This is a genomic window from Caballeronia sp. GAFFF1 (assembly GCF_023630705.1).
In the GTDB taxonomy this organism is placed as follows: Bacteria; Pseudomonadota; Gammaproteobacteria; order Burkholderiales; family Burkholderiaceae; genus Caballeronia.
Map to the genome: position 1 here is coordinate 114316 of NZ_JALQEM010000038.1, position 21783 is coordinate 136098.

The window sequence follows — 21783 nt, forward strand, 5'->3', positions numbered from 1 at the left end:
CAGGAAACCAGCAGATGAGCAGCAAGAGCAAGCATGCCGCCAACAAGGCACCCGGCGGTCATGCCGGGCCGGCGACGTCGCACGACTGGATGAGCCCGATCGACCCCGCCGCGCCCTGCGGCGCCGATCTCGAGTACGACCCCGAGTTCGTCGTCCTGTCGTCCCAGGTCGCGGTCCGGCCGGAAGCGCAATATGGCGATTTCGTCGGCGTGCCCGAACCCATCAACTGGAGCGACGTCGACCGCGATTGCCGGCGTCTCATGATGCGCAGCAAGGATATGCGGCTCGCCGTTCTGTTCATGCGTTGCCGCACGCGACTGGCCGGCGCGCCGGGACTTGCAGAAGGACTGGGCTTGCTGGCCGAATGGCTCGATGCGTTCCCCGAATCCATCCATCCACGCCAGGGCGCGGACGACGATGAAGACGCCGCCCTCGAAATCCGCATGAACGCGCTGCAAGCCCTCACCGATACGGACGGCTTGCTCTCCGACGTGCGCGAGATCGCGCTGACGCGTTCGAGCGCCGCGCGGCTGCAAATGCGGGATGTAGAACGGGCGTTCGCGCATCCGCGCCCGAGCGATGCGCTTGCGCCGGAGTCCGTCACGCGACAGATCGAAGACCTTCGGATACAACAGCCCGACATGCTCGCCGGCTTCGACGCGGCTGCCGAGAGCCTCAAGCGCATCGAAGCGTGGTGCCGCGAGCATCTGGACGCGTATCTGCCAGATTTGTCGCCACTCACACGCCTGCTCGATCGCGTCGTCGCGACGGGCGCGCGAGTCGCTACGACCGCCGTGGAAGAACCGGCGCCCGAACCGGCAGAAGCCGCCGACGCGGTTGCCGCCACGGAGACTGCGGCCGACGAGAGCGTCGCCGCTGCGACTACCGTCGCCGAGCCGGTCAGGCCCACGCGCACTGCAGCGCTCGATCGCCACGCTGCGCTCGAACTCATCCGCGAAGCGCGGCACTGGTTCGAGCGGCACGAGCCCAGCAGTCCCATCCCGGTTTTGCTGCGTCGCGCGGAGTTGTTCGTCGGGAAGCGATATGCCGAAGTCGTGAAGGCAATCAGCCCGGACATGCTGGAGCAGTGGGAAAGCGAGAACGGCCTGCAATGATGTACTCGCGGATTCACAAGCTCGGGGGGCCCCGGCGCCGTCCTGCGGTGTCGCGCGGCACTGCGCTGTCCCGCAAGGCGTGCGGGGACATCGGCCTGAAAGTACGAAGGTAGCGGTTCACGTCAACTCATACGTGATCCTGGGCGATGACGCTTGCCTTTTCCCGCGAATTGCTGGTTCGCGGGACGCGGTCTTCGGCGCGCACGACTCGGGTCGGAGTGCGGGTATCCAAAGAGCGACAACCCGCAGCATCCCTGGTAGCCGTTTCACGTTCCTCGTAGCAGCGATGCTTTCGGACCCGTTCGCAAGCATGCTGTTGGCCGTTGTTGCGCGAGCACCTGCCTTCGCGGCGCCCGTGCGCGGCACCGGGCCCGCATGAACACGAGCATGGCCCTTGCTACCGCGTCAATACCGACGCCCCCCAGGAGCCACCATGTCCGATCCGACCCAACCGCAAAGACCTACCCCCGAGCAAGCCGAAATCGCGAGCGGCACGCCGCCCGCGCGCACGCCGGAGACGTTGCCCGACAACACCGATCTTCAGCCGGACCAGAACCCGGTGCGCGGCACGCCCGACATCTCGAAGCCCGGCGCGGACGGCTAAAGCTCGCGCGATGCGCACCGCAGCCCGGCACGCAGGCGCCCGGGCGCCTGCGCCCGTTATCAGCACTCCCGCGATTTCGCACCCTCGTTCTGCTGGCTGGCATCCGCGATGCTAAAGGCAAGCAGCACTTCCCAGGAGAATAGCGATGGACAAGACATCCGCGCGGGATTCCACATCCCTCATGAGCCGGGCGATCGCATGGCCCGTCCGCACTTTCAAACGCTTTAGCGCCGACCGCTCCGCGCCGATGGCCGCGAGCATCGCGTTCTATTCGGCCTTCTCGCTCGCCCCGACGCTCGTCATGGTGATTGCCGTAGCCGGACTCGTCTTTGGCGAGGAGGCCGCGCGCGGGCAGATCTTCCATCAGGTGAGCGGCATGCTCGGCAAGGACGCCGCCGCGAGCGTCCAGACCATCGTCGAGCACGCGCACCGCAGCGGCGGAGGCGGCATCGCCGCGGTCATCTCGTTCGTGCTGCTGGCCGTGGGCGCGTCCGCTACGTTTTCGTCGCTCAATACGGCGCTTTCCGTCGTATGGCCCGCTGAGGAAAAAGAGAAGTCGGGCGTCGCCACGCTCGTCAAGGTGCGGCTCATTTCCTTCGGCCTCGTGATGGGCGTCGCGTTCCTGTTGATCATCTCGCTCGTACTGGATACAGCGGTGCAGGCGGCCGGCAAATGGGTGTTCGGGGAATCGCCGCTCGTCATCGTCGGCGATATCGCGCAGTTCCTCCTCGGCCTTGTGATTCTGTCCTGTGCCTTCGCCGCGTTGATGAAATATCTGCCCGACGGCCACGTCGCCTGGCGCGATGCCTTCGTGGGCGGCGCCATTGCCGCCGTGCTGTTTTCGGTAGGCAAGAAGCTCTTCGCGCTGTATCTGACGCACGCGGGCACGGCGAACGCATTCGGCGCGGCCGGATCGCTCGCCGTGCTCATGATGTGGCTGTACTTCGCCGCCGCCGTGTTGCTGCTCGGCGCGGAAGCAGCGGCCGCGCGGGCGGAAGCGCGTGAGGGCAAGCCGACGAAGGACTCGAGCGCAGCCGATCAGCCGGGCGCGCCCGCGATGCCCGCGCCGGGGACCGGCGCATCGAACCATGGGTCTCAGGATGCCATTCACGGCGCGCCGCACGCGCCGGTGCTCGCGAGCACGGCGCACGCGCAGCCGGTCGCACCCGCGCCGCTGCCGCCTGTTCCGCCGTCGACGTCGGGCGCGACGCGCTCGTCGCCGTGGGCGAATGCCGTGGCAAAGGGCGTCGATACGGTGAAGGCTAATCCGATCCGGCTCGCGATCGCGGCTGCGGGCGCGGGCGCGAGTCTCTTCGTGTTCACCAAAGGGTCGAGCCGGACGCAGGGGCGGCATCATCGGTCGGTGAAGGCGTAGGCTGGAGGCAGCGGCCAAGGTCGTCTCGGACCGGCCTTGGCTAGCGCGAATCTGTGCAACGACCTTTTATCTGTCCGGCGGTCGCTTGGTGTTCGCTCCATGTAGCCGGCCGCATCGCCGTTTAGTCGGCCGCGCCGACCTGTTCACAATGGCGGGCCTAGCACTAGCGGGGCCGCTATCGCCTTCCACGCTTCGAACCGCGCCGGCACATCGTAGACATGCAGCCAGTCGCCGGGCGTGCCGGTGACGACACAGGAAGGTGACCCGAAACGGTAGCTCAAGCAACGGCGACGGCGTTTGAGTGTTGAATCAAGAGTCAGTTCTCATTGCGCCCAGTCGCCGCCTGACCAACTGGCGAGAACTGCGCGCAGCGACAGGAACGCGGTCAGATTCCACAGCGGCGCAGGTGCGTGGGAACGCCTCGCCCTAGCTAACGCATCGGCAATGACATGAAGTTGCGAGACAGCTTCTTCTGGTTGCGCGTGCTGCAACAGTCGATAAAAGATCGTGCGTCAGCGAGCGATTTGGGAACGCCGATTTATTTAAGAGAATTCGCATATCAGTAGTAGGGTCGGACTGGTAATTTGGCGGCCGTTATTTATGGCGAGCTCGCAATGCCAGTTATCCGTCGGAAACTCGCGCTTCTTTCAGGCGTGCATAACAGCACGAAGCCGAATCGCATACCATCGCGCTCGCCTCTCGGAAGGTGAGTGGCATGGATCCGCGCCTTCTCGAGACGTACCTCCGCGAACTGCGCTTCATGGAAGCGTTGGGGGAAGAATTCGCCAGCGAGCATCCCAAAATCGCCGCGCGACTCGGCATGGTCGCGGGAAGTATTGCCGACCGTTACGTTAATCGCCTGCTCGAAACCTCCGCGTTCGTGAACGCGCGCATGCAGATGCGCTTCGACGACGAGTTTCCGCTGCTCACGCAGGCGCTGCTGTCGTCCGTCTATCCGAATTACTTGTCGCCCACGCCTTCCATTTCCGTCGCGCGACTGTACCCCGGCGGCAAGGCGGCAGGCTTCATGTCGGGGCACACGATCCCGCGCGGCGTGGAGCTTACTTCGCTGCGCTTGCCCGCTGGCGAGAAAACCGCTTGCATCTTCCGCACGACACAAGACGTCTCCCTTTATCCCATCGACTTGGTCGAGGGGAGGCTCACGCACGTTCCACCCGACATCCAGGGGCAGGACCGTTATGTGCCGCCGCATCGGCGGGTGCGTGGCGCATTGCGCCTGCGCCTGCGCACGCTCGAGGGCGTGCCTTTTTCGTCCTTGCAGGGACTGGACCGATTGCAGATTCATCTTGCAGGCGATGAACGCGTCGCGTCCCACCTGCACGAGTTGATCCACACGGGGGCGGTCGCTTCAGTTGTCGGCGAGCCAGGGCGGTTTAGCGAAGCCGGCTATGCGCCACATGTGGTCTCCTCCAGCCCCGTCGTGCAGGACGGGCTCAGCGCCGGCGAGACGGTGCTACCGCTCGCCACGCCGAGCCTGCTCGGCCACAACCTCGTACACGAGTACTTCTCCTGTCCTAGCCGGTTCTATTTTTTCACGCTGACAGGATTGCAGGCGGGGCTTGCGCGCATCAAGGGCAGTGAGGCGGAGATCGTCGTGCTGCTGGACCGCGCCACCAACGCGCTGGCCGAACGCGTGAATGCGTCCATGTTCGCTCTGTTCTGCACGCCTGTCGTCAATTTCTTCAAGACGCGCACAGCGGCCGTGCGCACCGAAGATATCGGCCGCGTGCTCCATCTCACGCCGTTCGACAAGCCGACGTTCGATCACGAAGTGCATTCCGTCGAGCTGGCCATCGGACAGGTCAGCCAGGAGGAAGGGTCCGAGGAACTGCCGTTCTATCCGCTGCATGCCGCCTTGCTGCACGACGAGGAAGGTCTCGGACGCTACTTCACGGTGCGCCGTGAGCAGCGCTTGTCCAAAGCCAAGGGGCGCTCTTACGGCACGCGCGCGCCGTACGTCAGCACCGAATCGTTCTTGTCGCTCGTGGGGCGAGATGGACTGCCGTACGCACCGGCCGAAGACGAAGAGCGGATCAATTATCTGTCGTTTGATGTGTGGCTCACCAACCGCGACCTGCCAGGTCTTCTCGACTGCAACGGCTTGAGCGATCTGAAGCTGCCCGGTTCGGCGCCGCTCGCGAGCGTCGGTCTGGTGCGCGCGCCGAGCCGCTCGCGGCCGCCATTGGGCATCGGTAGCAAAGCGTGGCAATTGCTCGCGCAACTCGCGATCGAACATGCCGTCTTTGATGACCGCTACGACGAGCCGAGTCCCGGCGAGGGCTTGCGGAGCTTGTTGCGCCTCTATCTGTCGGCCGATATGCCTGCGTTGCGGCGGCAAGTGGACAGCCTGTCGTCGGCGACGCTCGCGCCGGTCAATTGCGTCGTGCCTCATGCGACGCCTCCGATGGTGCGCGCCCTCGAATGCGCCGTGACCTTCGATGAAGACGGCTTCGATGGCACAAGTCCGTACGCGTTGGGACTTGTCCTTGAACATTACCTGGCGCGGCACGCTTCGAGACACTCTTACACCAAGACGCTGCTGCTTTCAAAGCAGCGCGGACGCCTCGCCGAGTGGGCGCCTCGGCCAGGCACCCGCAGCACCGCGTGAATCCGCGGGCAAGCGCGCAAATCAAATCCCGCACGGCACGCGCCGTGACTCAATCAAAAGAACCAGGGAGAAGTATCCGATGTTCAATCCGCTGCAAAGCCGCACGCTGAGAATCGAGTGTGACGCGCTGCCCACCTGGGGCGGCGCGGAGATCCTCATCCCTCAGCGGGTGCGGGGCGTCGAGGCGCTCGGCGAGCTGTTTCAATATGAGGTGGACTTCGCGTCCGTCGACAGTCCGACGTTCCGCATATGGGATGCGCGCAAGCTCCTCAAGCCGGATGATTTGATTGGTAAAACGATCGGCATCCAGATTGAATTCGAGGGCAAGGGAACGTTCATTCCCGGGCTACCCGGCGATCTCGGCGCGGGCAACGTCGGGGCAGGCGTGCGCACAATCAACGGCATCATCACCGAAGTGCAGCAGACCGGCAGCGATGACCGGCGGGTCTACTACCGGTTCACGGTAAGGCCGTGGCTGTGGCTTGCGACGCAAAATCGAGATAGCCGGGTGTTTCAGGATATGAGCGTCTTGGACGTAACCGAGAGTGTTCTAAAGAGCGGAAACTACAAGTTCCCGTGGAAGACGCGCCTCGCGGCCGTCGCGCTGAACAACAACGTCTTTCCAAAGCGGGACTTCATCCGACAGTTCTGGCAGAGCGACTACGAATTTCTACAGCAACTCTGGACCGAGTGGGGCATTTACTACCACTTCGACGGCATGACGCTCGTGCTGTGCGATTCGCCCGGCTCGCACAAGAAGCACGGCAACGCGTACGACACGGTCCTGTATCACGCGCCCGAAGACAAACGGATTGACGAAGAGCATATCCATAGCCTCAAGGTGCTGCGCCAGATCACGCCGGGCGACGTGACGGTCAACGACTACGACTATACGTTGTCGAACGGCTCCTTCGATCGCAACCAGCAACGTTACAGCGAGTCGTCGTTCGACAACATCGCGCAGTACCACTGGGGCGATTACACGCAGCCGCTCGCCGGCGCGATGGGACTGGACGGCCAGCCGAACGATCATCGCAATGAGGCCGATTATCTGGCGCGCGTGCGCGTGGAGGCGCTGCGCAGCGAAGGCTTCCGCCTTCATGCGACGGCGAACGCGCGCGGCATCATGACGGGCAGAAGGCTCAAGATCGAGGGGCATCCCGAGCAAAAGCTGAATGCCGACTATCTGGTGGTGTCGACATCGATCGACATCCGCAATCCCGATGAGCTCACGGCCACGCCCGGCAGCGATGCGCAGTACCACTGCGTGACCGAGATGGTGCTGCAGCCGGCCACCATCTTCTTCAAGCTGGTGCCGACGCAAAAGCCACGTGCCCATCCGGAGACGGCGGTCGTCGTTGGACCCGAGAAACAACCGCTGTGGCTGGACGGTTACGCGCGCGTGCGCGTGCAGTTCAAGTGGGACAGGCTCGGGCAGATGGCCGAACTGCGTCATCATTTCATGTCGCAAGGTGAGCGGGAACGAAGGCTCAATGCTTCCACCGCGATTCTGAACGCGCAAGAACTCAAGGCGAGTGCGGCGCAGGACGACGTCATCGGAATCAGCGACCAACTGAATCTAGAGAGTCACTGGCAGACAGACGGTGTTGGCCGGACGATATATGTCCAGTCTGCGCCGAAGCTGCGCGAGCCGACCAAATCCGAAATTCTCGACGCGGCAAAGAATTCATGGACCAGATACCTCGGTGACTACGATGAGAAGGCCCGTGCCGCATGGCACAAGCAATTCCTCATCGACTTTGACGACTATTCCAAGCGCACGCTGAACCCTCTAGCAGCAGCGCATTCCGCCTGGATGCAAAGCGAACACCTGGCTAATCATTTCAATGCGACGCATGACGAGACGTCGGCTGAACATGGGCTCGTCTATGCTCGCCAACTCGTAGCCTGCGTGCAAGACACGCAGATCTACCAACCTTGCCTGAATTTGCACTATAAGTGGGCGAAAGGGAGCTACAGCGAACCCAACAATTTATTGCTGCGCGGCCTGGTGTTGAACCTCAAGGCGCAGCGCGAGCTGATTACCAAGCAACTCAGCCCTGACGTGACTTGGACGACGGTGGGTTGGGACAACCTGTGCGGCTTCTTCAATGGTCTCGCAGACAATGCGCTGAAGCATAACAGCGAAGTCTTGCCGCAACTCGTGCTCGCCTTTGGCGGAGCCATTACCAAGCTGCTGCGGACAGCGGTTGGTGATGCTCGTGTGCCTCATGGCCTGGTCGCCTTGGGAACGGTCACTCAACGGCCGGTCGTTCCCGTCCAATTGACCGGCACGTTCAAGGCCATGCGGGCGTCGGTAATGCGCCAGTTGCTCAAGGCGCCCGGGGTCAAGAAAGTGAGCGAGAACGCGCTGCAACAGCAAGTCACCCTTGCTTTGCGCCGGCTGGCCATTCAAGGCCAGCCGATGAATAAGTCCGTGTCGGTCTCAATGCTGGTCATGATCGATCAGGACACGCTCCATAGCATGCCGAAAGGACTGAGCAAGGCGAAGCAGGCTGAATGGGTCGCGAGTTCGCTACACACGGTTGAGGAAGTCGAGGCGTTAAATATCGCTGCGCGGCAGCAACTGATGGCGGACATTCCCGCAGTGGTGGGGGCCGCGAAGGCGGGGACGGCAATAGCGAAGGCCGTGCCAATCGTGGGCAATATTGTCGCGGCTTATGTGCAGATTGAGTCGATTAGGGCTACCGGGGAGGCGCTGGGGACTGCGGCAGGATTGGCGAAGCTAGAAGTTAATGCACGGCTGATCGGTGGCGCGTCTCTGCTGATATCCGTTCCGGCATGGCACTTAGTGCCGACTTCAACAGACTTGATAGGCACGGGTATCTGCTACGCCGTTTGCTGTCCGCTGTGGGCTTATTTGATCTGGATGCTCCTGAAGGAGTCATATCGCTGGACGCATTTCCCCATCCGGTTCAACCATCGCAAGCGCATGGTTTTCGTGTTCTGTCTGGACGGTGTAATTCGTTCAGCCAAGTGGGACGATCTCTTCTTCACCATCAGTCGGTGCAAGAGATCCTTCACACCGGGGTCGGGGCCGCAGATATGGGACATCCGTGGCCACGCGCTCAAGGCGGACCGACAAACCGTGGAATGGACGTTCGCCCTGCCTTGCGATAGTGAAGATCCCCGCCAATTGAAAAACTGCTGGGAGTTCGTACGCCGCTACATGGAAGAAGGTCCGAAGGCGGTCTATGGCGACGTGTTCTGGTGTCATGACATCGCTACTCGCCGCGAAACGTATCGTGAGGGGCTCTTCGCACTGAATTTATACCTCAACGGGTTGCCGCGCCTCGTCAAATACATCTCCGCACCGGTGGTTTGGCTCATTTCGATCGGCCGGCTATTCGCGATGAGGACCAGCAAGATCCCGCAATGGCCCGCTGAGATCGAATCTCAGTGCAGGATCGATCCGTCTGATCCCTATCAGCGCACGGCTGCGCAGAATCCGGCCAAGTTTCCGACTGATCCCATCAGCGTCGTGCTCGATCAGATCAGTAAATGAGCTGTCTCGGCATCGCGTTCAAATACCGCCTCCCACGTTATCGCCGTCGGTGACTTATGAGTCTTCGAATTATCCTTGTCGGCGATACCACCGACCACGCCGGAATAGTAATCACGGGTTCGTCGACCCACAGGATCGGGGGACGCAGCGTCGCCCGTCTGCACGACCTCGTCGATTGTCCGCAGAAGTATCCGGACGGCCGTCCGCATGGAATCAACAAGATCATCGAAGCGCATCCGACTTTCATGATCGGCGGTCAGCGTGTTGCCTTGCATGGACACCATACCGAATGCGGCTGTACGCTAATCGGGAGCGCTTCTGCTGACGTGGGCGACTGACGGTCTGAGTCGAGATGTTCAACCCGTTCGTCGCCTGTCGGTACGTAGCTGACTGAAGATCGTCTGCGCGCTGTTACAACTTGGCAATACCTGCCTTCAACAAGTGAGAGAGTTAATGGAGCGAGCCTTCTTCGAGGCGCGGCTGGCCGATACGAAGCTGTCGCTCGCGTACGTCGAACGTCTGCAAACGGAGCCGTGGCGTTACGGTTTCCTTCCGCTGCTGCGCAGCGTCGGCGCACGTTCGTCCGTGGAAGCCATCGGCTCTGCACACTTGCCCGCGACTGAGCCGTTCCGCCTTGGTCAACGTCCGAGCCTGATCTTCGCTCCATGCGAGGTGGCAAGCGCGGAACTCAAAAGCGGCAAACTGCACATCCGGCTTTTCGGACTTGGCATGCTCGGCCCGAACGGATCGTTGCCGATACACGTTACCGAGATCGCCCGTGAGCGTGAGGAAAGTCGCAGGGATCCGACGCTCAGCCACTTCCTGAACATCTTTCATCACCGCTCGCTCTCGCTGCTGTATCGGGCGTGGGCGTCGGCCCAATCGACGGCCAGCCTCGATCGTTCGCACGATGAGCGATTCTCGCTGTACATGGCAAGCGTCTCCGGGCACGCGCTCAGGCGGGACCGAATCCCGTTCCTGCCCGAGCACGCGCGCCTGTCAGCCGCTTCGCATCTTGTGTGTGGAGCCCGCAACGTGGACGGCCTGCGCGCTTCACTGGCCGCTTATTTCCGCGTGCCGCTCAAGATCGAGGAGTACCAGCTCCACTGGATGGTCATCCCCGCGCAGAACCGGAGCATCATGGGCGAACAGCGCATGTCCTCGTACCTGAGCGCCGGCGCCATGCTCGGCGAACAGACGCCGGATTGCCAGTACCGCTTTCGCATCGTGATCGGCCCACTGCACATTGAGGACTATCAACGTTTCACGCCACGCGGCTCGGAACTACTGCGCCTGGTCGAAGGGGTGAGGGCGTTCGTCAGCGAAGAATACGACTGGGAACTCGAGTTGCAGATCGAACCCGAGAGCGCGCCGCCCGCGGTGCTGGGCGGTGCGCAACAGCTGGGCTGGTCGAGCTGGCTGGGTCAATCGCCGGCCGGTGTGCCGATTACCGGCATGCGATTCGAACCCGAGCAATACATGCTTCAGTTGCGGGAAAACGCGGTGCGGCGAGCGAACGCGCAGGGGGGAACGAGCGGCTGCGTCGTCGAAGCAAAGCGCTGAGGCGGTGGACGCCGCGGCGCTTGACGCGCGCAACACCTCATGGTGTTGAGGGGGCGACCTACCAGCGAAGCAAGAGCCTGTGTCCTACCTGCCAATGTCGTTCCTACGGGCACGCGCCACTAGCACATTCCACGACTAAAAGCCCGCCGCCCCACGCGCCGCCCGCGCCGCTCATCGCTCTAAACAACGCACAACCCCTCACCTTTTCTCCGGCAACGCATAAGCAATCACATAATCTCCGAGCTTGGTCAGAAACGACCCGTGCCCGCCGGCCGCGATCAGCACGTACTGCTTGCCGTTCGCCTCATACGTCATCGGCGTCGCCTGTCCGCCTGCCGGCAGACGCGTGTGCCACAACTCCTCGCCGGTATCGGTGCTGAATGCGCGCAGATAATCGTCCGACGTCGCGCCGATAAAGAACACGTGACCCGCCGTCGTCATCGGGCCGCCGAGCATCGGCATGCCCATCTTGAACGGAAGCGGAATGGGCGATGCATCGCGTGTCGTGCCGATGCGCTTCTTCCAGATCACCTTGTTCGTCTGCAGATCGAGCGCCGACACATAGCCCCAGGCCGGCTGCTTGCAAGGCAGGCGCAGCGGCGACAGGAACGGATTCAGCGTCACGCCGAACGGCACGCCGTACTGCGGCTGAATGCCCGTTTCGGCGCCGGTGCCCGACTGTCCGGCCTGCGGCGGCTCCATCGGGTTGTTCGGCCCGCGCGGAATCAGCTTCGAGACGAACGGCAGCGCGATCGGGTTCGCAATCGCAATGCGTCGGTCCGTATCGACGGCAAGCCCGCCCCACTCGAACATGCCCAGATTGCCCGGGAATACAAGCGTGCCTTGCTCCGACGGCGGCGTGTACGGCCCCTCATAGCGCAGCCGATGAAAGATCACGCGGCACACGAGCTGGTCGTACATCGTCGCGCCCCACATGTCCGCGCCCGTCAGGTTCTTCTGCGGCCGGTAGGTGAGCTGCGAGAACGGCTGCGTCGGCGACAGGCGATCGCCCTGTGCCGCGCCCTGCGGCACCGGCTGCTCGGGCGCCGGAACGATCGGCTTGCCCGTGCGGCGGTCGAGCACGAAGATGTTGCCCGTCTTCGCCGGCGCATAGATCGCGGGAACGATGTTGCCGTTCGAATCCTTGATATCCGCGATGCTCGGCTGCGCGGGCAAGTCCATGTCCCACAGGTCATGGTGCACCGTCTGATAGAACCACGCGAGCTTGCCGGTCGATGCATGCAGCGCAAGCAGGCCGCTCGCGTAGCGTTCCTGTTCGGGCGTGCGATTGCCGCCCCAGATGTCCGGCGTCGAGACGCCCATCGGCAGATACACGATGTCGAGCTGCGCATCGTAGGCGGCGGGCGCCCACGAGTTCGGCGAGTTCATCGTGTAGCTATGCTGATCGCTCGGAATCGCGTTCGGGTCGCGCGCGCCCGGATCGAACGCCCAGAGCAGCTTGCCCGTGTCCACGTCGAAGCCGCGAATCACGCCTGAGGGCTCGCGCGTGCCGTAGTTGTCCGTGACCGAACCGGCCATGACGATGACCTTCGACGTGACGATCGGCGGCGACGTCGGCTCGTACATGCCCGGCGTCTTCACCGGCTGCAAATGCTGCAAGTCGAGCATGCCGTTGGCGGCGAAGCCTGCGCAGGGCTGGCCGGTCGCGGCATCGAGTTCGAAGAGACGGCCGTCGTTCACCGGAAGGATCACGCGGCGCGCGCACGCCGGCAGCGACGACAGGCTGTTCGTCTGACGGGCCTGTGCGGCAGCGGGCGTCTCAAAGTAGGAGACGCCCCGGCAAGTGACGTGCTGAAAGCTCGGGTCCGGCTTCAGGTCCGGATTGAAGCGCCATTTCTCCTTGCCGGTCGCGCCGTCGAGCGCGATGGCGTTCTGGTGCGGCGTGCAGAAGAAGAGCGTGCCGTCGACGGCGAGCGGCGTCACCTCATCGGTGATTTCTAGCGGATCGTGCGGGCCTTTCATGTCGCCCGTGCGGAACGACCACGCTTCTTGCAGGTTGCCGACGTTCTTGTCGTTGATCTGCGAAAGCGGTGAATAGCGCGTGCCGTGCTGCGAATTGCCGTACGCGAGCCAGTCGCCCGAACGGCCGCCGGTCGCGGCCGCCGCACCCGACGCACCCGACGCACCCGACGCCTGCGCGCTCACCGTGCCGCTGACTTCTTGCGGATCGTTGAACACGGCATACACGAGCGCGATGCCGGTCAGAACGAGCGCCGCGCCGAGCGCGAGGCCGCCGCGGCGCACCGGGTTCATGTACAGGCGATACGTGAAAGGCAGCAGCAGCCAGATGCCGACGATGACGAGCACGTCCAGACGCGGCGCGAGCGCCCAGAAGTCGAAGCCCGCTTCGGCGACCGCCCATATCAGCGTGCCGAAGAGCAGCACCGCGTAGACGATCAGCGCAAGCGTATTGCGCCGCCAGATGAGCCACGCGACCGCGAGCATGAGAATGCCCGCGACGACGTAATACGGCGAGCCTCCGATGGCGACGAGCCATATGCCGACGCCGGCGAGATAGAGACCCGACAACGCGAGAAACAAGATGGTGAGCCATTTGACGACGGGCGACGGCGATCGCGTGTTCAATGGCGATGGCGACGACGCGTCGGCGGACCGCGCTGGCGGCGAGTTCGTATTCATTCAACACCTCTGCTTAGAGCACCTTCAGGGACAGGCGACGCGAACGGCGCCCGGCATCGAACCTTTGCCCGATGCCAGGCGCCAAGCGATACGCGACGCAGTGCAGCAATTTATGCGCCATCGCCGTCCTTCGATCCCGGCGCGAGAATGTTCGGCAGCACCGGATTCTCCGGCTGCGTATAACGCTCTTCGACGGCCTTTCGGATCGCTTCGATGCTTTCCTTCGCCGAAAGGCCTTCGTTGGCTTCGACGGCTTGCGCCTCGTCGGCAAGCGACGTGTCGCCGATCACGTCGCGGAACCACGTCGAATAGTCGCCCTGGCGTAGATGGAACATCCAGGTCTCCTCATCGACGCCTTCGGCGAGTTCGAGGAACAGCACGAGATTGTGCGCGCGCAGGTTCAGCTTGTTGTCGGGGCCGCGAAAATAGAAGCTGCGCTCCGGAATCAGCATGCCTTCCGCATACTTGCGCACATGACGGCGACGCTGCGTTTTCGCGGGCTCGACATGCACGACGACCGGCTCGGTCCAGCCGCCGCCGTCCGCCTCGCGACGCCACACGAGCGCCTGGCCGGGCTTGATGTCGTCGGGCAGCGCGCCGGGCGCATCGTGGCCCGCCGCGCGCGCGAACTCTTCGAGCGAAGTCTGCGCGCCCGGACCCGCGCCGATGAACACGGTCACGCGATCCAGGAGACGCGGCGAAAGCTGCTCCGGATGCACGGTGACGAAGAGCGCGGGCGCAAGTTGGTCCGGCAGCACTTCGTCGGCCGGGTTAATGCTCGCGGGGAAGAAGTGATGCGCTTCGTCGAAGAGCATCCAGTGCGGCCGGCCGGTGAGCGCGCGCGACTTCTGCATGTGCGCAAGCACGCTCGCGCAGTACGCGGGCCGGTCCGCGAACGTGACGCGCATGAGATTCACGAGCACGGACTGGCTCGGCTGATGCAAAAGCCGCGTGATGTCGTCGGCTTTCGGCGCGGTCTCGGCATCGCCGATGGGCAGCGCGTTCTCGAAGGTGTCGAAGTCGCCTTCGGGATCGAGCGCGCAGAACTGGTAGCCGGCCGCCACGAGCCGCTCCATGAGGCCGGTGATGAGCGTGGACTTGCCTCCGCCCGATTGCCCGGCGATCAGCGCGACCGTCCGTTGCGGCGCGAGCGTTTCCGGTTCGCCTTCTTCCCGCTTCGCATCGCCGTCCGCGCGCTGGCCGAGCAGCACGTTGCGCCGCGTGACGCGCTCGCTCGCGGCGGCAAGATCGTCGGCGAGAATCGCGTCGATCAGTTCGGTCACGCCCGCGCCGCATTCGCTCTTCAGCACGATATCCGCATGTGACTTGAGCGCAGGAATCGCGTTGCTCACCGCCGCCGACATCTCGCACGCATCGAGCAGCGGGTGATCGTTCTGCGCGTCGCCGACGCCCACCGCATTGCGCGGCGACAGCGAAAGCTCATCGAGCGCCGCGAGCAGACCGCTCGCCTTGCTGACGCCCGGCGCGAGAACCATGACCGCGTCGCCGTTATAGACGACGTGCAGATCCAGCCCGAGATCGCGGATGGCGGCGTGCGCCTGTTCGTCGTAAGGCCGCACGGTCGCGACGAGCGTCTGACTCACGCCGAGATGGCGCACGCCGGCCTTCTTCATCGCCTCGACGAACGCGGGCGGCGGCGGCGGCGCGAGCAGCTTGCGCTCTCGCGTGACGGGCGAATAGATCACGCCGCCGTTTTCCGCGACGATCAGCGTGAAGCGGTCGACGCGGTCGCACAGCGTGAGCAGATCGTCGAGCTCGCGGCCCGTGACGAGGATCATGTGACGCCCCGACGCGCGCAGGCGGTCGATGGCGTCCCACGTAGTCTCGGAGACGCGGCCGTTCTCGGCGAGCGTGTTGTCGTAATCGCTGGCAAGCACCATGAATCGCATGCGCGTGTCCTCTCGTTAAGCGTCCTGTTCGATGAGCGACGGCGGCGCGCAACGAGCCGCGCGGGCATCGACAAGACGCTGATAAACATCGACGTAATCGCGCGCCATGCGCTCTGCCGTGAAGCGCCGCTCGAAGGTTTCGCGGCAGCGGCGGCGATCGATCTCCGGCAGACGCGCGAGCGCTTGCACCGCTTCGTCCTCGTTGCGCACGACGAAGCCGTTCACGCCATCCTCGATAATCTCCGGCACCGAGCCGCGCCCGAACGCGATCACAGGCGTGCCGCACGCAAGCGCCTCGATCATCACGAGGCCGAACGGCTCCGGCCAGTCGATCGGGAAGAGCAGCGCGCGCGCTTGCCCGATGATGCGGCTCTTGCCCGCATCGTCCTGCTCGCCGACGTATTCGATCAACGGCGCTTCGACGAGCGGCGCGACCGCGCTTTCGAAGTACGGGCGATCGGCTTCATCCACTTTCGCGGCGATCTTGAGCGGCATGCCCGCGCGACGCGCGATGCGGATAGCCGCGTCCGGGCCTTTGGCCGGCGCGATCCTTCCGACGAACGCGAGGTGTTCGCCCGCGCGCTCGTGGAAGGGATACAGCGTGTCCGGCAAGCCGTGATGCACGGTGCCCGCCCACGCGAGCCACGGCAGCGGCGCGCGCTGCGCGTTCGAGATGGAGACGAGCGGAATATCGGCGAAGCGGCGGTACATGGGTTCGAGACCGGGCACGTCGAGCCGCCAGTGCAGCGTCGTCACATGCGCGCACTGCATGCGGCGCGCGAACGGAAAGCTCTGGTAATCCGTGTGGAAATGCACGATGTCGAAGTGCTTCGACGCGGCGACCACGTCTTCCAGCATCGCGAAATGGAAGGCTTGCGGATCGGCGGTGTCCTCGACGAGCCGCACCGCGCAGTCGCTTCCCGCGACGAGCTTCGCGCTCGTGCGCGAGTCCGCGCTCGCGAAAAGCGTCACGTCGTGACCCAATGCCACGAGTTCTTCGCTGAGATAGGACACGATCCGTTCGATGCCGCCGTAACGCCGTGGCGGCACGCTTTCATAGAGCGTCGAGACTTGAGCGATGCGCATGGTGGTTCGTGTCGAAGGTCAGGCTTCCAGCGCGTCGGTATCCGCGGCGGCGATAAAGGCGTCTGCGCTCGCACGGCTTTGCAGCAGATCGTGATAGACCGCGAGATAGTCGCGCGCCATGCGTTCGGACGAGAAGCGCTGCTCGAACGTCCTCCGGCAGCGCGCGCGGTCTATCGCGCCAAGCTCGCGAACGGCGCGCACGGCTTCGTCCACATCGTCGACGATGAAGCCGTTCACGCCATGCTCGATGACTTCGGGCACCGCGCCGCGCCTGAACGCGACAACCGGCGTGCCAGAGGCCATCGCCTCCACCATCACGAGGCCGAACGGTTCTTCCCAGTCGATAGGGAAGACGAGCGCACGTGCGTTCGCGAAGAGCGCGCGACGCGTCTCGCCGCCGACTTCGCCGAGATACTCGACGAAGGACTCCGACTCCGCGATGAGCGGCCAGATCGTCTCCTTGAAGTACGCGCGCTCGCCCGGATGCACGGCAGCGGCGATCTTGAGCGGCAGCCCCGCGCGACGCGCGATCTCGATGGCGCGGTCGATGCGCTTTTCAGGCATCACGCGGCCGACGAAGAGCAGATAGTCGCCGCCTTCGCGCGAATAGCGCATCTCATCGAGGGCGAGGCCGTGATGCACGGTGGCCTGCCAGTTCGCGTGCGGCGCGCCGCGGCGCTGGCTGTCGGAGATGGAGACGAGCGGCGCATTCGCGAAGGTCTCGAAGAGCGGACCATGATCGGCGGGAAGAAGACGCCCGTGCATGGTCGTGAGCGAAGCGCATGCGAGAAAGCGCTGCATCGGCAGATGAATGGGCTCGGTGTGAAAGTGAATCACATCGAATTGCGATGAACGTTCGATGACAGCTTCGAGCTGGCGCAGATGATGGCTCGTCGTATCCCACACGCGTTCGTCGCGCCAGAGCGCCGTCGGAGCGCTCGCATGCAAGCGGGCGCGCGTTCTCGAATCCGCCGTGGCGAACAACGTGACTTCATGCCCGAGGGCGACCAGTGCTTCCGTCAGATAAGAAATGATGCGCTCAGTGGCGCCGTATGCGATAGGAGGGACGCTCTCGTAGAGCGGTGCGACCTGTGCGATTTTCATTGGGGGTTCCGCATTGACCGTATGCAATTCGGTTAGCAATCAGCAGGCCGACGCGCGCGCGCCGGGTGAACAGAACGGCACGCTGCATGCTGCGTCGAGAGTCGCCATGCAACGAGGAGGAAGTCATGACCAAGGTAGCCGAAGTAATGACACGCGGCGTTCAGACCATCGCGCCCAACGAAAGCATTCGCCGCGCAGCCGAACTGATGGACGAACTCAACGTCGGCGCGCTTCCGGTGTGCGACGGCACGCGCCTGAAGGGCGTCGTGACCGACCGCGACATCGTGGTGCGCGCGGTGTCGGTGGGCAAGGAGTCGTCGTGCGCGGTGCAGGACGTGGCGAGCGAACCCGTCGAATGGTGCTTCGAAGACGACGAGATTCACGACGCCATGCGCAGAATGGAGCAGTTGCAGATTCGCCGCATGCCTGTCGTAGACAGCGAGAAGAACCTCGTCGGCATGCTCGCGCTCGGCGATATCGCGATCTATTCCGACGGTGAAGTGTCCTCGACCATTCAGGCCATTTCGACGCCGTCTGTCCCCGACAGATAAGGACAGACAAGCCGCGCTCGTTCTACAGCGGATTGCCGTCCTCGGGCGTCTTGAGGCGGTCGTTCTCGCTTTGCGACCCGGGCGGCGTGCCGGGTTTGGTGTCCGGCGTCGCGTCCGGCGCGCGGTCTTCGGTCGGGCCGCGCTTCGGATCATCGGCCGGGTTCGTCGGAATGTTTTCGTTGTGGCCGGGAATCGGCTGGCTCTCGATGTGGCCATCTTCCGATACGGCGCTTTGCCGGTCTTGCGATTTCTGGTTCATGGTCACGTCTCGCTGAGTGGGTATTGCGCTAACGGCAGCAAGCACCGTTCCGACATTCGAGAGCCGCGAGGGGCACGGCCCTTGCTCGCTCCTTCGCTTCGCGCGCATCGCGCTTCAATCTAGACCATCGGGGAAACATGCCTCAGACATCATCCAGCGCCTTGTCATCGGGCAAACTGCTTGCCGGCTCCGTCGCGGCTGCTTCGCTCGGCGTGGCCGCGTGGGCCGCGCTGCGCGCGCGCCGCGCCGAGCGCGATCATCCGCCGGTCGGGCGCTTCATCGACGTGGACGGCGTGCGTCTGCATTACATCGACGAAGGCGAAGGCCCGGTCATCGTGCTGTTGCACGGCAATCTCGTCATGCTGCAAGACTACGTGGCGAGCGGACTCTTCGACCGGCTCGCGCAACGTCATCGCGTGATTGCGTTCGATCGTCCCGGCTTCGGCTTCAGCGAACGTCCGCGCGATCGCGCATGGACGCCGCAGGCGCAGGCGGCGCTCTTTCAACGGGCATTGAAGCGCATGGGACTGACGCGGGCGGTCGTCGTCGGGCAGTCGCTCGGCTGTCTCGCCGCGCTTTCCATGGCGCTCGATCCGCGCATCGACATTCGCGGGCTCGCGCTGATCAGCGGCTACTTCTATCCGAGCGCACGCTTCGACGTGCTGCTCACCGCGCCCGCCGCGATACCCGTGGTCGGCGATGTCATGCGCTACACGGTCTCGCCCATTGCCGCGCGGCTGATGATCAATCCGAACCTGCGCCTGATGTTCGCGCCGCAGCCCGTGCCGGACGTCTTTCGCGAGATGCTGCCGCGCGAGCTGCTGCTGCGTCCGTCGCAAATGCGCGCGATCGGTGAGGACGCCGGCTACATGGTGCCGGCGGCGCATGACTTGTCGCGGCGTTACGGCGAAGTGAGCGTGCCGGTGCGCATCTTCGCGGGCCAGGACGACACGATCGTCGATGCAGATTCGCAGTCGGGAAGGCTGCACGGAGACATCGCGCAAAGCACGATCACCGTGGTGCCGAATCGCGGACACATGCTTCACTACGCTGAAGCGGGCCGCATCGCCGATGCCATCGAGGCCATGGCCATCGAGTGACGCCGATCAACGCGCCTGTTCGCGCAGGCGCGGCTGCCGCAGGTCGGCCCAGTCGAGCTTTTCCCACGCGACATCGAGCGGCTTCTGCGCGAGCCTCTTCCGCAGGGAGGCAGGCGAAAGCGCCATTGCCATCCAGCGCATCACGCGACTCGCGAAGCCGTGCGTCTCGATGCGCACCGCAGTGACCACGCAATCGCCGCCGCGATCCTCGGCAAGCAGTGCGGAGATGCGGCCGACGCGCCGGCCATCCATCGCGGTGACGCGCAGGCCGACGAGTTCATGCAGATTGACGGTCTGCATCAGCGCGCTCCGGGAATGCGGTCGATGGTCCGCTCACGCAGCCAGCGTTGCCAGTCGTGCACGGGCGTGTCGTCGGAATCCACGTCGAGCTCGATATCCACGGCAACCTTGCGCACGTCCTTCCACGCGATGCGATACGGCGTGGTCTTGTGGCCCGCGCCGATACGCGCGAGCAACGCGCACATCAGCCGATGCGCCTGCCTGCCGAAGCGCCGCGCCATCACGACCGTGCCGGTTTCGATGAACACGAGCCTCGGCAGTTCGCCCTCCCGCAGTTCGGCGACGAGGCCATCCACGCGTCCCATGCGCACGCCGTTCTTGTCGACGAGCTGCTTGTCGAGGATATCGTGCACCACGTCCATCATGTGCCTCCGAAGTATTCGAGCGGTATCGTGACGATGCCGAGCACGAACGCGAGCGCGGTAATGGCGATCACCGCCACGTTGGAGATCGGTCCGTTGCAGTGCTCGCCCATGTAGTGCTCGTCGTTCATCAGGACGATGAAGGGCACCACCATCAACGGCAAGTTGACGGCAGTGAGCGCCATCGAGAACACCGTGAGCTTGAGCGGATCCGCGCCGGCGGCAATGGGCAACGCGCCGAGCAGCAGCGCGCAGGTATAGACGAGGCTGAAGCCGGGATTGGCGCGCGGCGGGCAGTCTTGCCCCCAGTTCCAGCCGAACGCCTGCGCGAAGAGATACGCTTCGAGCAGCGCCACTTCCAGCGCCGCGCCGAGCGATGCAACGCCGAGCGACGCCACGAAGAGCACGAATCCCCACATGCCGAATGCATCGACGAGAAGCAACGGCAGTTGATGGAAGTCTTCGACATCCAGAATGCCGCGCCCGTTGAGCACCTGCGCCGCCACGAGCAACACGGCTGCCGAGATCACGCCGCCGAACAGCATGCCCAGCGCGGCAATGGCGCGGTTGGGCCAGAGATAGCCGCGGTCCCAGCGATCCTCGATTGCGCCCGACGAATAGAACAGGAAGAGCGTGGGCGAAAGCGAAGCGCCCAGTATGCTCGCGGCCATGAACCAGTACGTCGCGGCGTGTCCGTGCGGGCGGCTCGGCACCGCAGCGGCGGCCACCTGCGTCCACTCCGGCCGCAGCCGGATGATCGCGACGACGAAGCATAGCGTGACGAGGCCGAGCAGCGAGATGCCTTTCTCCAGCATGCCGAAGGTGCCGCGCCATAAGAAAAGCCACGAGAGTAGCGCAACGGGCAGCGCCCACCATTGATACGAAATGCCCGTCGCAAATTCAAGCGCCACCGAGACGCCGCCTATCTCGGCGCTCAGTACGAGAAAGCTCACGATCACCGTCGAGATCAGCGGCAGCGCGAGCAGCTTGATGCCGAAGCGGTCGCGGATGCCATCGACGATGGTGTGTCCGCTCACCGCCGCAAAGCGGCCCGACATCTCAGTGAGGAACGCGATGCAGACCGTGCCGAGCACGATGGTCCATAGCAATTGATAGTGAAACGCGGCGCCGGCCTGCGCCGCAGTCGACATCTCGCCCATTTCGAGGAAGCCGCCGACGCTCGTCACGATGCCGAGCGATATCTCCAGCAGCTTCTTCATGACGCGTCCCCGGGTTGCGCGCGCAGCCACGCGTCGAGGCGGGACGCAGCGTCATGCATCGTCGAGCGCGCTTCGGTGACGCGCGCGCGGTCGCCGGAATCGAGCGCGGTGCGCGCCGTATCGAAGGCGGCCTGCACCGCGTGAACCTGCGAGGCGGCATCGGCGGGCGCGTGCGCGCGTTGCAGGTCGCCCGCGATCTTGCCGATCTGTTCGCTGGCCGAATCGACCGAGCGTCTGGCGTACGACGACGGCGAGGTGCCGTCGAGCCACGAGTCCATCCACTGCGACGCCGAGCGCGCATACGACAGCACGATGCGGGCATCGGAGGCAGCATCGTCGGACGACGAGCACGCGGCGCATGCCAGCGCGACCGCGACGATGAGCGGCGCAAGCGACAGTGAACGGATGGGCTTCATGG

The 21783-nt window shown here is 64.2% G+C and carries 18 protein-coding genes; 9 read left to right on the top strand and 9 right to left on the bottom strand.

The genetic code is table 11. The features are described 5' to 3' along the window. The first annotated feature begins 14 nt into the window (after positions 1-14). From tssA to tssG, 7 genes are all read left to right on the top strand, one after another. Entirely contained in the window at positions 15-1115 is a 1101-nt protein-coding gene (tssA, locus tag NCR37_RS23895) for a type VI secretion system protein TssA (RefSeq protein WP_250475284.1), read from the top strand. A 433-nt stretch (positions 1116-1548) separates the two neighbouring features. Further along, entirely contained in the window at positions 1549-1719 is a 171-nt protein-coding gene (locus NCR37_RS23900; RefSeq protein ID WP_250475285.1) for a hypothetical protein, read from the top strand. Between the two features lie 145 nt (positions 1720-1864). Next, the gene (locus tag NCR37_RS23905; RefSeq protein WP_502800580.1) at positions 1865-3094 is read left to right on the top strand and encodes a YihY/virulence factor BrkB family protein; all 1230 of its coding nucleotides are present in this window, start codon (positions 1865-1867) and stop codon (positions 3092-3094) included. A gap of 715 nt (positions 3095-3809) precedes the next feature. After that, on the top strand, positions 3810-5723 hold the full coding sequence (gene tssF / locus NCR37_RS23910) for a type VI secretion system baseplate subunit TssF (RefSeq protein ID WP_250475286.1): 1914 nt from the start codon (positions 3810-3812) through the stop codon (positions 5721-5723). A 79-nt stretch (positions 5724-5802) separates the two neighbouring features. Then, the gene (gene tssI / locus NCR37_RS23915; RefSeq protein ID WP_250475287.1) at positions 5803-9249 is read left to right on the top strand and encodes a type VI secretion system tip protein TssI/VgrG; all 3447 of its coding nucleotides are present in this window, start codon (positions 5803-5805) and stop codon (positions 9247-9249) included. Between the two features lie 56 nt (positions 9250-9305). Beyond that, a complete protein-coding gene (locus NCR37_RS23920) occupies positions 9306-9587 on the top strand; it encodes a PAAR domain-containing protein (protein ID WP_250475288.1) in 282 nt (93 codons plus the stop codon). Positions 9588-9702: 115 nt separating this feature from the next. After that, positions 9703-10812 carry a type VI secretion system baseplate subunit TssG gene (tssG, locus tag NCR37_RS23925; protein WP_250475289.1) on the top strand — a complete coding sequence of 370 codons (1110 nt, stop codon included), beginning with the start codon at positions 9703-9705 and terminating at the stop codon, positions 10810-10812. A 198-nt stretch (positions 10813-11010) separates the two neighbouring features. On the opposite strand, the gene NCR37_RS23930 is transcribed toward tssG, so the two are convergent. The 4 genes from NCR37_RS23930 to NCR37_RS23945 all read right to left on the bottom strand — a co-directional run bounded on the left by NCR37_RS23930 (position 11011) and on the right by NCR37_RS23945 (position 17573). After that, positions 11011-13473 carry a glucose/quinate/shikimate family membrane-bound PQQ-dependent dehydrogenase gene (locus tag NCR37_RS23930; RefSeq protein ID WP_250475290.1) on the bottom strand — a complete coding sequence of 821 codons (2463 nt, stop codon included), beginning with the start codon at positions 13471-13473 and terminating at the stop codon, positions 11011-11013. Between the two features lie 110 nt (positions 13474-13583). Beyond that, positions 13584-15383: an HAD family hydrolase gene (locus NCR37_RS23935; protein WP_250475291.1), complete on the bottom strand. Its 1800-nt coding sequence runs from the start codon at positions 15381-15383 to the stop codon at positions 13584-13586. Positions 15384-15398: 15 nt separating this feature from the next. Continuing rightward, positions 15399-16469, bottom strand: a complete 1071-nt coding sequence (locus NCR37_RS23940) for a glycosyltransferase family 4 protein (protein ID WP_250475292.1) — start codon at positions 16467-16469, stop codon at positions 15399-15401. An 18-nt stretch (positions 16470-16487) separates the two neighbouring features. Then, positions 16488-17573 carry a glycosyltransferase family 4 protein gene (locus tag NCR37_RS23945; RefSeq protein ID WP_250475293.1) on the bottom strand — a complete coding sequence of 362 codons (1086 nt, stop codon included), beginning with the start codon at positions 17571-17573 and terminating at the stop codon, positions 16488-16490. A 125-nt stretch (positions 17574-17698) separates the two neighbouring features. On the opposite strand from NCR37_RS23945, the gene NCR37_RS23950 reads away from it, so the two are divergent. Continuing rightward, entirely contained in the window at positions 17699-18124 is a 426-nt protein-coding gene (locus tag NCR37_RS23950) for a CBS domain-containing protein (RefSeq protein ID WP_250475294.1), read from the top strand. Between the two features lie 22 nt (positions 18125-18146). On the opposite strand, the gene NCR37_RS23955 is transcribed toward NCR37_RS23950, so the two are convergent. Beyond that, positions 18147-18383, bottom strand: a complete 237-nt coding sequence (locus NCR37_RS23955; protein WP_250475295.1) for an MARCKS-like protein — start codon at positions 18381-18383, stop codon at positions 18147-18149. 137 nt (positions 18384-18520) lie between these two features. Between NCR37_RS23955 and NCR37_RS23960 the strand changes: the two genes are divergently transcribed. Further along, the gene (locus NCR37_RS23960; RefSeq protein WP_250475296.1) at positions 18521-19483 is read left to right on the top strand and encodes an alpha/beta fold hydrolase; all 963 of its coding nucleotides are present in this window, start codon (positions 18521-18523) and stop codon (positions 19481-19483) included. A gap of 6 nt (positions 19484-19489) precedes the next feature. Here NCR37_RS23960 and NCR37_RS23965 read toward each other — a convergent pair whose 3' ends face one another. The 4 genes from NCR37_RS23965 to NCR37_RS23980 are packed head-to-tail and all read right to left on the bottom strand — an operon-like array spanning position 19490 to position 21781. Continuing rightward, the gene (locus tag NCR37_RS23965) at positions 19490-19783 is read right to left on the bottom strand and encodes a PRC-barrel domain-containing protein (protein WP_250475297.1); all 294 of its coding nucleotides are present in this window, start codon (positions 19781-19783) and stop codon (positions 19490-19492) included. Continuing rightward, entirely contained in the window at positions 19783-20148 is a 366-nt protein-coding gene (locus tag NCR37_RS23970) for a hypothetical protein (RefSeq protein WP_250475298.1), read from the bottom strand. The genes NCR37_RS23965 and NCR37_RS23970 overlap by 1 nt, the downstream gene beginning before the upstream one ends. Further along, entirely contained in the window at positions 20145-21365 is a 1221-nt protein-coding gene (locus tag NCR37_RS23975; RefSeq protein ID WP_250475299.1) for an Nramp family divalent metal transporter, read from the bottom strand. Before NCR37_RS23975 ends, NCR37_RS23970 begins: the two co-directional genes overlap by 4 nt. Then, positions 21362-21781, bottom strand: coding sequence for a hypothetical protein (locus NCR37_RS23980; RefSeq protein WP_250475300.1), 420 nt, complete (start codon positions 21779-21781; stop codon positions 21362-21364). Before NCR37_RS23980 ends, NCR37_RS23975 begins: the two co-directional genes overlap by 4 nt. Positions 21782-21783: the final 2 nt, after the last annotated feature.